The following is a 12,512-nucleotide window of genomic DNA, read 5'->3' on the forward strand; positions in this document are numbered from 1 at the left end:
ACTTAACCTACCCGGTGCCCAACTGCTGCTGAAAGCAGAAGGCACGGCACCGCCGTCGGCGATGTGGGCATTCCGGAAGTCCCCGGCCGGCCGCAAAACGGCGGCCGCGCCGCTGCCGGCCGCCATGCAGGTTGAGGCCGTGGGGGGCATGCGACACAATGAAGGGCGTGACTAGCCAAATAGATTTCAGTGCCCCACGTCTAGCGATCCTGGGCGGGGGCCCCGGCGGGTACGAGGCGGCCATGGTGGCCAATTCACTCGGCGCCAAGGTGACGATCATCGAGCGGCAAGGGCTCGGCGGCTCGGCCGTGTTGACCGACGTGGTCCCGTCCAAGACCCTGATCGCCACCGCGGATGCGATGCGGCGGGTGGCCAGCGCCCATGACCTGGGCGTTCGCTTTGATGAGCACTCGAAGGCTGCCTACGCCGATCTGCGTACCGTGAACGACCGCTTGCTCAAGCTCGCCGAAAGCCAGTCGGCGGACATCCATCGCGGTCTGGAGCGTGTCGGTGTGCGGGTCATCCTGGGCGAGGGCAAGCTCTCCGGGCCGAACGCGATCGTTGTCACCACCGAATCCGGGACGCAGACGGTGGAAGCCGACGCCATCCTGCTGGCCACCGGCGCGACGCCGCGGGAACTGCCCACCGCCAAGCCCGACGGCGAACGCATCTTCAACTGGGCCCAGGTCTACAACCTGACCGAGATTCCCGAACACCTGATCGTCGTCGGATCGGGCGTGACCGGGGCGGAGTTCGCCTCCGCCTACCGGATGCTGGGCACCAAAGTCACCCTGGTCTCCTCGCGTGACCGGGTGCTGCCGGGGGAGGATGCGGACGCGGCTGCTGTGCTGGAAGACGTCTTCGCCCGCAGCGGGATGACGGTGCTGTCCAAGTCCCGTGCCGCGGCTGTGGAACGGACGGACGACGGCGTGCTGGTCACCCTGGCCGACGGGCGCGTGGTCGAGGGCTCGCATTGCCTGCTGGCCGTCGGCGGCGTGCCGAACACCGCCGGGCTCGGGCTGGAAGAGGCCGGGGTGGCGCTAACCGAGAGCGGCCACATCAAGGTGGACGGCGTCTCCCGCACGACGGCGTCGAACATTTACGCGGCAGGCGACTGCACCGGCGTCTTGGCCTTGGCCTCTGTGGCCGCCATGCAGGGCCGGATCGCCGTGGCCCACCTGCTGGGCGACTACGTCAAGCCGCTGAAGCTCACCCAGGTGGCGTCCAATATCTTCACCAGTCCGGAAATTGCGACGGTCGGTGTCACCGAGGAAGATGTTGCCTCCGGCCGGTATCAAGGTGACATCATCAAACTTTCGCTGAATACCAACGCGCGGGCCAAGATGATGAATGTCTCCGACGGTTTCGTCAAAATCATCGCCCGCCGCGGCTCCGGCACGGTTATCGGGGGAGTGGTGGTGGCCCCGCGGGCCTCCGAACTGATCTTCCCGATCGCGCTGGCCGTCACGCAGAAGCTGCACGTGGACGACGTCGCCAATACCTTCACGGTGTACCCGTCGCTGACCGGCTCGATTTCCGAGGCTGCACGGCGCCTGCACGTCCATCTCTAGGCGGCAGACTTCCGCCGTCATTCCGGCTTTAAGTGCACCAATTTGTCTGACTATGCGACTACAATCACCAATAAGTAGTGATTGAAACGATGAATCATAGAAGATTAGTTGGGGGACAAGGAATGAGCGAGCAGCGAACTGCCGTCATTGTGGAGGACGACCTGGACATCAGGGAGTTGATTTCCACGGTGCTGTCCAGCTCCGGATTCACGGTTCATACTGCTTCCTCCGGCATGGAAGGCGTGGCCGCGATCAAGCGCCACAATCCCGACGTCGTCACCCTTGATCTCGGCCTGCCGGACATCGACGGCTTCGAAGTCGCCCGCCAGGTGCGGCGCTTTAGCGACACCTACATCATCATGCTGACGGCGCGGGCCGAAGAGCTGGATACCTTGTTGGGCTTGGAAACCGGTGCCGATGATTACCTGACCAAGCCGTTCCGCCCCCGGGAACTGCGCGCCCGGATCACCGCCATGCTGCGGCGCCCGCGCACCACCAAGGATAACGACGGCGGCGCGGCCAGCGGGGCGGCGCCCGGGGTGGCGGCCACTGCCGCCGCTGCAATGCCGGAACCCGCCCTCACAGCTGCCGGGCTGGGCGACGGCGGGCAATCCGACCTGCAGCTGTCGCCGTCCGTCGGCGCACCGGTTCCGGCCGCTGCCGGAGGCGGGACGGCGCTTGCGGTCGCGGCCGCCGTCGAGCCAGTCCTGGCCGCGGCGGTCCCGCCCGCTGACGGAGTGCTGGAGCACAACGGGATTGTGGTGGACCGCCGTGCGCGTACGGTCATCCGCTCCGGACGCGAACTGGACCTGACCCGCAGCGAATTCGACCTGCTCTACGCCTTGATGGAGAGCGGACGCGTGGTGCGGACGAAGGCTGATCTGGTTCGACGCTTGCGCAACGAGCCGTACAACACCGGCGGCTACATTTCAGACTCCGACGAGCGCACCATTGAAGTGCACATGGCCAACCTCCGCCGTAAGCTCGGCGACGATACCAAGGCCCCCCGCTGGATCAAGACCGTCCGCGGCGTGGGCTACAGCCTGGCGCCGAAGCGGTAACCCCACACATTCACGGTGCAGCGGGCAGCATCCATCCGCCGCGTGTCGCACGAACTCGTTGCGCGAGGCCGATCGGTGGTTACTGCGCCAGCTGGTAGCTGCGCAACTGTGCCGTCGTCGACATCCCGCAGACGCGCAACTCATCCAGCAGAGTAGCAGCTGCATCGAACAGCTGTCCGTGGACCAGCCCTTCCAAATGCTCTGCCATCCGGCCAAGCCGTCCTGCCCCGACCATGCTGCTGGAGATCTTCAAGCTGAGAATGGCATCCATGGCGTCGTCGGCATCGCGTGCCAGCACCGCACCAGACACCCTGCCGTAGCGGTGATCCCACAGCTCCACGTAGTTGGTGATGAAGCGTCGGCGCATACTGCCGTCGTGGTCGCCGAGATCCGTCGCCAGTTTCTCCAGCACGTAGTCCAACACCAGCGGAACCTCGGCTGCAACGGCAGTCATGCCGCCTCCCCAGAGCCGGAAGCGGAGGGGCGCCCGGAATCGAGCATGGCGCGGTGCTCCTTCCAACTGGTTGCGGTATCGAACTACCTCTTATCGTAGGCGATTGCCGAGTCCAACCTGGGCAGGTGCGGTCAACCTTGGGTAACTCTTGAGCACCACTTGTGCGTGCCGTGGTGTTCGCGGCAGATTGATCGACACTTTGGTGTTCCGCGGGCGGTTTTTGCGGTCGCCGGCACCGCCTGGGCAAGGGGCTGCTGCACCGGGCCGGCCGAGCGAAAACTGAGCGAGTCTTTCGGAAACCTCATGCGGATCTTAGGAAGCGTCGGCCATAGTTGTGTCAGCGGTCACAGCCCGAACCAGGCTGGGCCCAGTCTCCGCAAGTCCACCATCCGCTGATAACAGCTTCCCAGCACCTTGTGCATCGTCCGGAGGGAGTGCTCCGGCAGCGCAAGGTGCTGGGGCTGCTGGATCTATCTCCCCAGCCCGGCCCGCCGCAGGGCCTCGGCCATGGCCGTGTTCGCGGAAGCTCCGGTCCCGGCCTGACGGCCACCATTTCCGCTGGGCTTTTTGCCGTCACGGCGACCGGGCCTGCCCCCACCCGAGCCGGCCCGTGAGCCTTCCTTGACGGTACGGCCACTTCCGGGACGTCCCGACTGGGCAGACTCCGGCCGGCGTGGCTCTCCGGCGGGAACTTCGTCGTCGAGTCGGAGGGTCAGCGAAATGCGCTTCCGCTCCGGATCGGCCTCCAAGACCTTGACCTTGACGACTTGGCCGGACTTGACCACGTCGTGCGGATTTGAGACGAACTTGTCCGACATCGCGGAAATGTGGACCAGCCCGTCCTGATGGACGCCTACATCAACGAAGGCGCCGAAAGCGGCGACGTTGGTCACCGTGCCTTCCAGCACCAGGCCCGGAGTAAGGTCAGAAATCTTTTCCACGCCCTCGGTGAATGTCGCGGTCGTGAAGTTGGGGCGTGGGTCACGTCCCGGTTTTTCCAACTCGGAGATGATGTCCACCACTGTGGGGAGGCCGAAGTTTTCGTCGACGAACTGCTGGGGATCCAGTACGGCCAGGGACTGGCCGCCTCGTGCCGCTGCCGCGGCGGTGGTGCCGGCGGCGGCGAGGATCTTGCGGGCGACGCCGTACGCTTCCGGGTGCACGCTGGAAGCATCCAGCGGCTCGGCCCCGCCGGTAATGCGTAGGAAGCCGGCGCACTGCTCGAAGGCTTTCTCACCCAGCCGCGGGACCTTTTTGAGTTCGGCGCGCTTGGCGAACGGACCGTTGGCATTGCGGTAGGCGACGATGTTCTCGCTCAACTGCGTGCCGAGCCCGGCCACCCGGGACAGGAGCGACGGCGACGCAGTGTTCAGGTCCACACCGACTGCATTGACGCAGTCTTCGACCACAGCGTTAAGGGAACGCTCCAGCTTGGTGGCGGTGACATCGTGCTGGTACTGACCGACGCCGATGGACTTGGGGTCGATCTTGACCAACTCGGCCAGCGGGTCCTGTAAACGGCGGGCGATCGAGACAGCGCCGCGCAAGGAGACATCCAGTTCGGGCAGTTCCGCCGAGGCCAATGCGGAGGCGGAATACACGGACGCACCGGCCTCCGAGACCACCAGCTTCTGCAGCTTGCGGGTGGAACCCATCAGCTTGATCAGCTCGGTGGCCAGCTTGTCCGTCTCCCGTGAGGCCGTGCCGTTGCCAATGGCGACGAGCTCGACGGCGTGCTTGTCGGCCAGCCGTGCCAGCACGGCCAAAGACTCATCCCATTTTTTGGCAGGAGCGTGCGGGTAGATGGTGTCGGTGGCCACCACTTTGCCGGTTCCGTCGACGACGGCGACCTTCACGCCGGTGCGCAGCCCGGGATCCAGCCCCAAGGTGGCCCGGTTTCCGGCCGGTGCCGCCAGCAGCACGTCCCGGAGATTGGCGGCGAAGACCCGGACAGCTTCGTCTTCGGCTGCGGTGAACAACCGCACGCGAAGATCGATGGCCAGCTTGACCAGGATCCGGCGCCACCCCAGCTGCGCGGTCTGCATCAGCCAGCGGTCTGCGGGCCGACCGTGATCCGCCACGCCCATTCGCGATGCGACTGCGTTCTCAAACCGGCCGCGCGCCTGCGCGTAGTCCGCGGGATCCGCGGGGTTGCCCTCGCTGATATCCAGATTCAGCACGCCTTCCTTCTCGCCGCGCAGCAGGGCCAGCACGCGGTGCGAGGGAAGGCCGGCGGGGTCCTGGGCGAAGTCGAAGTAGTCGGCAAACTTCTGCCCGGCGTCCTCCTGGCCATCGCGCACTTCGGCCCGGACCAGGCCCTGCTTCCACAGCCGTTCCCGCAGTTCCGACACCAGATCGGCATCCTGGCTGACCTGCTCCACCAAGATGGCGCGGGCGCCGGCCAGGGCGTCCGCCGGCTCGTTGATGGCGTGCTCGGGATTGAGGAATTGCGCCGCAGCAGCCAAGGGATCCTGCGACGGATCCTCCAGCAGGCCAACGGCCAGCGGCTCCAACCCGGCCTCGCGGGCGATCTGTGCCTTCGTCCGCCGCTTGGACTTGTAGGGCAGGTAAATGTCCTCGAGCCGGGCTTTGGTGTCGGCCGCGTTGACGGCGGCTTCCAGCTCAGCGGTCAGCTTGCCCTGGCCGGCAATGGCCTCCAGCACAGCACGACGGCGGTCTTCCAGTTCCCGCAGATAGCGCAGCCGCTCTTCGAGATCTCGCAGCTGGGCGTCGTCCAGCGTCCCGGTGGCTTCCTTGCGGTAGCGGGCGATGAACGGGACGGTGGCACCGCCGTCGAGCATTTCCACGGCTGCTTTGACCTGCCACATGTTGACTCCCAGCTCCTGGGCGAGCTGGGCATAGATCCGCGCAGCAAGGGCGGCCGGATCAAGCGGAGGCAGAGTCGTAGGTGGGGCGGGCTGTGCAAGTGCGGATGTTTCGGTCACCGATCCATTGTGCCGCATGGGCTGCCTGCCTCAGGTGCCGGGATAGTAGTGGGCGTAGTCATCGTAGGGGTCGCGCCACCTGGATTCGTCCCGGTGGATGCGCCGAACCTTGCCGGCGGGAACCCATGCCGTCCGGGCAGAACCCTTTGCGTCGATCCACTTCAGCTGCACGCTGGTCCGGTCCCACGAGACTGCCTTGGCGTCAAGTAGCGTGCCATCCAGTTTCACCCGCACGTACGGCTCACGGCAGTAGGGCGCACGCACGGTCCGTGGGCGGTAGGCGGTGGCACCCGGGCCACGGCCACCCGCGGTCCTGGCGTAGCTGCTGGCGGTAACCACGTCGACTTTGTTCATGGCGGCAAGAATGCCAGCCGGGCCGGACAGTATGCGCGGGAGGATAGCTGGGGCCTGGGCCTGCATCACGCCGGGCGGATGCTCAGTATGCTGTCTGTGTGCATGGCGCGGGGGCAGCGGGTGGAGAAGAACAGCCCGGTGTTGACGCGCCGACGGGGGAAGGGCGGCTGGGCATGCTTCATCACATCGGCGCGGCGGCAGGGCGCACTTTTGCCGCTGTCTTTCGGGTGCTCAAGAGGCTGCGGCCGGTGCGGCCCATTCATTCCATCGGTCTTCAGCTCGACGGGCAGTTGGAGCGGCGGGGGGCGGACTCGGCGAGCGGCATACCGTGGCTGGATGGATCAGGGACCAACGACGTCGTCGCCCGGCTATCGCGGTCGGTGGGACTGCCTCCGCGGTGTCCCGACATTATCGGGTTGGCGCTGCGAGTCAACGTCGACGGCGAACAGGCGGATATTCTGCTGGCTTCCACCGGTGCCTCCCGGATTGGCCGGTTCCTCCTCGTGCCCCGGCGAAACCTGGCGACCGGGGCCATGACCACGTTGATGCCGTACCGGGGAGCGCACGGCCCGGTCCAGCTCGCCGCACGCACGCTCCGGCCTCTCGTGCCGCTTCCGGCGGATCCGGCTGGATTCCGCCAGGCGCTGGGCAGCGAGGAGTGGATCCTGGGCCTGTACCACGCCCAGCCGTGGGGGCGTTGGCGACAGTTCGCTACGTTGACATTGCGGCCTGGGAGCAACGGACAGGATACTGCCATCCGGTTCGACCCGATCCTGCAGCGGCTTCCGGATACCGGTATGTATGCGTGGATCGAGAAGTTGCGTGAGCCGTCCTACGCAGTGTCCCGCCGGCCGCTGCGTCACTAGCCGGCCTACGTCGATTCATCAGCTCGGCGCAGCTGGCCTTGCCCTCGTGTCTGCAATCCAGCTCCTGATCAGCCGGGCGGCGGAGTCTGGGTCCTCCTCGTGCCACCAGTGGCCCCCATCCACTTCGATGACCTTCAGCACGGTCACCCACTGTTCAAGCCCATCCACTAAGCGCGGCGAAAGGAACGGGTCCCGGATGGGGACTATCACCTCCACGGGCGTCCGGCAGTCGGCGTTGACCGGGGGTGCCTGCCGGCGGTGCCAGTTCGCCCGGTACAGGCTGAGGCCGCGGGCGCCGTTGTCGCCGATGCCCCGGCCGCTGAGTTGCTCGTAACGGCGGGTCAAAAGCTTTCGCCAGGCTAGTTCCGGAAGGACCGGCAGCTGGAACCCGACAACGTAGGAGCTTCGAATGGCCTGTTTGAGTGCCTGTGGCCACAGCGCGGGCCGCCGCGCTCGGTGGCGGAACCAGCGGTGAAAGTGGCCCAAATCCGGCCCCGAGATGCTGGTGAAACTTAGGATGCGGCCGTCGGCACGGGCGTCCTGAATAGCCGCCCAACCTTGGATCGACCCCCAGTCGTGGCCCACCAGATGCACTGCCCCGGCGCCGGAGGTACCTATCACCGCGAAAAGATCGTCGACTAGGACGGGAAGCCGGAAGGAACTGCGGTGGCTAAAGTCCGTCCGTGAGTCTCCTGCATTTCGGGTGTCATAGGCGATGACGTGGCAGTCGGCGCTTAGCTTGGCAGACACGGCAGCGAAGACGGAGTGGTCATCCGGGTAGCCGTGGATGAGCAGGACGGTTGGCACTCCGGCACCCGGCGGCGGACCCGAAGTGTAGACGGACAAGGTCGCGTCCGGCCGCACTACCGTCCGGGACCGTTCTTCGGCCATGATCACGCTCCTCCCTCGGCAAGCGTTGTCCGGTTCGGGCCAGATGGCGGCGGGCGCCTCCGGGCCGCGCTGTGGTCAGCACAACAGCAAACACCGTTCCGCGATTCCTCACCTACGCCCGGCGCGTAACTGGCACAGATTTTGTGACGCACCGCTCATTACCATAGGTGTCCACATATTGAAATGGTTGTCCGAAGTGCGGACTCGCTGGCATAGAATCTATCCGATATTCATCCGAGCGAAAGCCATCATTCAATGTCCACACCAGCACCAGTCACCAAGGGGGCGCCGGCTGCGCCGGTGAACTCCCGCGGCCGCGTTATCGTCGCCAGTCTCGTTGGTACCTCCATCGAGTTCTATGACTTCTATGTCTATGCCACCGCAGCCGTGCTCGTCTTCCCCGCGCTGTTCTTCCCGAATGCCAGCGGCGCCGTCGCGCTGTTGAGCTCGTTTGCGGTCTTCGGCGTGGCGTTTATCGCCCGCCCGCTGGGATCGATTGTGTTCGGACACTTCGGTGACAAGTACGGCCGCAAGGGCACCCTGGTGGCTTCCCTGCTCACCATGGGCATCGCCACCTTCCTGATCGGCTGCCTGCCCACGGCCCAGGTGGATGGCTGGTCGTTCTGGGCTCCGGCACTGCTGGTAGTGATGCGCTTCGCCCAGGGCCTGGCCCTCGGTGGCGAATGGAGCGGCGCGGCGCTGCTGGCCACCGAGAACGCGCCGGCGAATAAGCGGGCCATCTACGGCACCTTCCCGCAGTTGGGAGCGCCGATCGGCTTCATCATCGCCAACTCGCTGTTCCTGTTGTTGAGCATCAACCTGACCAATGACCAGTTCATGTCTTGGGGCTGGCGTATTCCTTTCCTGGCCAGCGCCGTGATGGTGATCATCGGCCTGTGGGTCCGGCTGAAACTGGTGGAAACTCCGGCCTTCCAGAAGGTAGTGGACAAGGGGGAAGTGACCAAGCTGCCGCTGGGCCGGGTGTTCAAGACCAGCTGGCGCCAGCTGATTCTGGGTACGTTCATTATGCTGGCCACCTACGTGCTGTTTTATCTAATGACCACCTTCACGCTCTCCTACGGCACCGCTGCGACCAACGTGGAGGACGCCGCCGCGGCGGCCAAGGCCGCCGGAAAGCCGTTCGACCCGGACACTTTTGCTGCCGGTCTGGGCTATGCCCGCAATGACTTCCTGCTGATGCTGATCATCGGCGTGGTGTTCTTCGGAATCTTCACTCTGGTGGCTGGCCCGCTCGCCGAGAAGTACGGCCGGAGGAAGACCCTGATCTGGGTCTCCCTGGGCATTGTGGCCTTCGGGTTCCTCTGGGTGCCGCTGTTCGGCGGTGGCTTTGCCGGCACCATGGCGCACCTGATCATCGGGTTCACCCTGATGGGCCTGACCTTCGGGCCGATGGGGGCGATTCTGCCGGAGCTGTTCCCGACCAACGTGCGCTACACCGGCTCCGCCGTGGCCTACAACTTCTCGTCGATCCTCGGCGCTTCCGTGGCGCCTTTCATCGCCGTGGCGCTGTGGCAGGCCGCGGACGGGAGCACCTTCCTGGTTGGCCTCTACCTCAGTGCAGCTGCGGTGTTGACCCTGATCGCACTGCTGCTGAGCAAGGAAACCAAGGACATGGACTACGAGAACCAGTCGAGCTGACTGGTCCGCTGGACACACGGGAGGACTCGCGGCTGGTGCCGCGGGTCCTCCCGTGCTTTGTGGATCCAGTCCTCCTCTGAACCGTCATCTCCGGGATCCGGCGCTAGGGGTGCCGGACCAGCAAAGCTATGGCCGTTGCTGCCGGCATCGTGCCCGGGCCGGCGTGGCCGCTGGTCTGGAGGTTGTCAGGTCACCTTGTGGGAAACCTGCGGGAAACACCGGCAGCGGGAGGGTCAAACGCCTCTGCGGGCACAGGCAACACGGACAAGCAGGAAGAGGCAGGCACAGCAAAGGCCCGCCGCCCCGTGGGGGACGGCGGGCCGGGTGCCGCTGAAGGAGCAGTTCAAGCGGCCACAGTTAGACCGTGCTGCTCCTCCTGTTCGTGATGAAGCCCCAGATCACCAGCACGATCAGGGCTCCGATGATGGCCCAGATCCACGATGCGAGGCTGAAGAAATCGTTCATGTCGACACTCGCCACCATGCCGCCAATCCATCCGCCCAAGAGGGCGCCGATGACGCCCAGGATCAGGGTGGCGATCCAGCCGCCGCCCTGCCGCCCGGGGAGGATCAGCTTGGCAATGGCTCCGGCAATCAGTCCAAGCAAGAGGAACGCTAGAAAACCCATGACGTGCATCTCCTTTACGTAGGTGATACTTCATTTCTCCCGAACAAGCCGGGCCCTGCTCCTTGTAACCATCACGCTACAGCATAGACAGCCTGCTTATAAGTTCCCTCGCCCAGTTGATACCTAAAACGTGACAGAACTACAACGGCTGATACAGTCCGCCCCGGAAAAACGCCTCTAGTCGGCGATGGTGGCCAGCACCGCGCCGGCCGAAACTGTGTCCCCGGGCTTGGCAGAAAGCCCCGAAATCGTCCCGGCCTTGTGCGCCGTCAACGGCTGTTCCATCTTCATCGCTTCGAGTACGACGACGAGGTCGCCTTCAGCGACCGTGTCGCCTTCGGCTACGGCAACTTTGACAATGGTCCCCTGCATGGGCGAGGCCAGACCGTCACCGCTCGCCGCCGCTCCCGCGGCCGCGCCGGAACGCCCGCCGCGGGCGCGCTTGGGCTTGCCGTTGGACTTGGCGGCGGATCCCGTGCCTGAGCCAAGGCCCGCAGGAAGCACGACTTCCAGACGCTTGCCCCCGACCTCGACGGTAACGCGCTGGCGCTCACCGTCCTCGTCGGCTGAGGCGGCCGCCGGAGTGGTCTGGAAGGCAGGAATGTCGTTGTGGAACTCGGTTTCGATCCAGCGGGTGTGGATGCTGAACGCCCCGTCTTCGGGGGCGAACGCCGGGTCGGCCACGACGGCGCGGTGGAACGGCAGCACGGTAGGCATGCCGCCGATATCCATCTCGTCCAGTGCCCGGCGTGCCCGCTGAAGGGCCTGGGTGCGGGTGCTGCCGGTGATGATCAGCTTGGCCAGCATGGAGTCGAAGTTTCCGCCGACAACTTCGCCTGCTTCAATGCCCGAATCAACCCGGACACCGGGGCCGGTGGGAAGGCGCAGCGTCTCGACCACGCCAGGGGCAGGCATGAAGTTGCGGCCGGGGTCTTCGCCGTTGATGCGGAATTCGAACGAGTGGCCGCGCACTTCCGGATCCTCGTAGCCGAGCTCTTCGCCGCGGGCCAGTCGGAACTGTTCGCGGACCAGGTCAATCCCGGTGACTTCTTCCGAGACCGGGTGCTCAACCTGCAGGCGGGTGTTGACCTCCAGGAAGGAAATGGTGCCGTCCTGGCCGACCAGAAATTCGCACGTGCCGGCGCCCTGGTACTTGGCTTCGCGCAGGATCGCCTTGGATGCTGCGTAGAGGCGTTCGTTTTGCTCGGCGGACAGAAAGGGCGCCGGGGCTTCCTCCACCAGTTTCTGGTTGCGCCGTTGCAGCGAGCAGTCGCGGGTGGACACCACCACCACGTTGCCATGCGCATCGGCCAGGCACTGCGTTTCCACGTGCCGCGGAGCGTCCAAAAAGCGCTCCACAAAGCACTCGCCGCGGCCGAACGCCGCCGTGGCTTCGCGTACCGCTGATTCGTACGACTCGGCGATCGCTTGGCGGTCACGGACCACCTTGATGCCGCGGCCGCCGCCGCCGTACGCGGCCTTGATGGCCAGCGGCAGGCCATGGGCATCGGCGAAATCGAGCACTTCCTGCACGCTCGCCACCGGATCAGGCGTGCCGGGCACCAGGGGAGCGCCGACCCGTTCGGCGATGTGCCGTGCTTGGACCTTATCGCCCAGCTGGGAAATGGCGTCGGGCGAGGGGCCAATCCAGGTCAGGCCTGCGTCGATGACCCGCTGGGCGAACTCCGCGTTTTCGGACAGGAAGCCGTAGCCGGGGTGGACCGCGTCGGCGCCGGCAGCCTGGGCCACCTGCAGGAGCTTGTCCATCACCAGGTAGGATTCGGCGGCAGTGTTCCCGCCGAGTGCGAAGGCTTCGTCCGCCAGCCGGACATGCAGGGCATCCCGGTCCGGGTCGGCGTAGACAGCGACCGAGGCGATGCCTTCGTCGCGTGCCGCGCGAACTATGCGGACGGCAATTTCACCACGGTTGGCGATCAGTACCTTGGTGATGCGCTGGGTCATTCAAAGCTCCTTCTATCCTTGAGGAGCCTAGCCTGCTTTTGCGGGAATCGCTCATGAATAATGCCGTTTGTGCGTGTGCAAGGGGTGTTCTTTGTAGGAGTCCTACAAAGACCGCCGACGGG

10 protein-coding genes are annotated in these 12,512 nt (G+C 65.4%); 4 read left to right on the top strand and 6 right to left on the bottom strand.

Features of this window, described 5'->3' with window-relative positions:
- The first annotated feature begins 167 nt into the window (after window positions 1-167).
- Both AC5RWX_RS12185 and AC5RWX_RS12190 read left to right on the top strand, forming a co-directional pair.
- Window positions 168-1,571, top strand: a complete 1,404-nt coding sequence (locus AC5RWX_RS12185; RefSeq protein WP_494063057.1) for an NAD(P)H-quinone dehydrogenase — start codon at window positions 168-170, stop codon at window positions 1,569-1,571.
- A gap of 122 nt (window positions 1,572-1,693) precedes the next feature.
- Window positions 1,694-2,632: a response regulator transcription factor gene (locus tag AC5RWX_RS12190; protein ID WP_494097484.1), complete on the top strand. Its 939-nt coding sequence runs from the start codon at window positions 1,694-1,696 to the stop codon at window positions 2,630-2,632.
- 79 nt (window positions 2,633-2,711) lie between these two features.
- Here AC5RWX_RS12190 and AC5RWX_RS12195 read toward each other — a convergent pair whose 3' ends face one another.
- From AC5RWX_RS12195 to AC5RWX_RS12205, 3 genes are all read right to left on the bottom strand, one after another.
- Window positions 2,712-3,086, bottom strand: coding sequence for an Hpt domain-containing protein (locus AC5RWX_RS12195; RefSeq protein ID WP_493944341.1), 375 nt, complete (start codon window positions 3,084-3,086; stop codon window positions 2,712-2,714).
- Window positions 3,087-3,556: 470 nt separating this feature from the next.
- Window positions 3,557-6,049 (bottom strand): Tex family protein, encoded by a 2,493-nt coding sequence (locus AC5RWX_RS12200; RefSeq protein WP_494097485.1) that lies wholly within the window; start codon window positions 6,047-6,049, stop codon window positions 3,557-3,559.
- Between the two features lie 12 nt (window positions 6,050-6,061).
- Window positions 6,062-6,385, bottom strand: a complete 324-nt coding sequence (locus AC5RWX_RS12205) for a hypothetical protein (protein WP_493941224.1) — start codon at window positions 6,383-6,385, stop codon at window positions 6,062-6,064.
- 248 nt (window positions 6,386-6,633) lie between these two features.
- Between AC5RWX_RS12205 and AC5RWX_RS12210 the strand changes: the two genes are divergently transcribed.
- A complete protein-coding gene (locus tag AC5RWX_RS12210; RefSeq protein WP_494097486.1) occupies window positions 6,634-7,251 on the top strand; it encodes a hypothetical protein in 618 nt (205 codons plus the stop codon).
- Window positions 7,252-7,269: 18 nt separating this feature from the next.
- Here the strand turns inward: AC5RWX_RS12210 and AC5RWX_RS12215 are convergent, their stop codons facing one another.
- Window positions 7,270-8,142: an alpha/beta fold hydrolase gene (locus AC5RWX_RS12215; RefSeq protein ID WP_494097487.1), complete on the bottom strand. Its 873-nt coding sequence runs from the start codon at window positions 8,140-8,142 to the stop codon at window positions 7,270-7,272.
- A 255-nt stretch (window positions 8,143-8,397) separates the two neighbouring features.
- Here AC5RWX_RS12215 and AC5RWX_RS12220 point away from each other — a divergent pair, with 255 nt between their 5' ends.
- A complete protein-coding gene (locus AC5RWX_RS12220; RefSeq protein WP_493957242.1) occupies window positions 8,398-9,801 on the top strand; it encodes an MFS transporter in 1,404 nt (467 codons plus the stop codon).
- Between the two features lie 357 nt (window positions 9,802-10,158).
- Here AC5RWX_RS12220 and AC5RWX_RS12225 read toward each other — a convergent pair whose 3' ends face one another.
- Both AC5RWX_RS12225 and AC5RWX_RS12230 read right to left on the bottom strand, forming a co-directional pair.
- Window positions 10,159-10,428: a GlsB/YeaQ/YmgE family stress response membrane protein gene (locus tag AC5RWX_RS12225; protein ID WP_493941228.1), complete on the bottom strand. Its 270-nt coding sequence runs from the start codon at window positions 10,426-10,428 to the stop codon at window positions 10,159-10,161.
- 177 nt (window positions 10,429-10,605) lie between these two features.
- The gene (locus tag AC5RWX_RS12230; protein ID WP_494063049.1) at window positions 10,606-12,390 is read right to left on the bottom strand and encodes an acetyl/propionyl/methylcrotonyl-CoA carboxylase subunit alpha; all 1,785 of its coding nucleotides are present in this window, start codon (window positions 12,388-12,390) and stop codon (window positions 10,606-10,608) included.
- Window positions 12,391-12,512: the final 122 nt, after the last annotated feature.

This window comes from Arthrobacter sp. SPT-J7 (genome assembly GCF_059089965.1).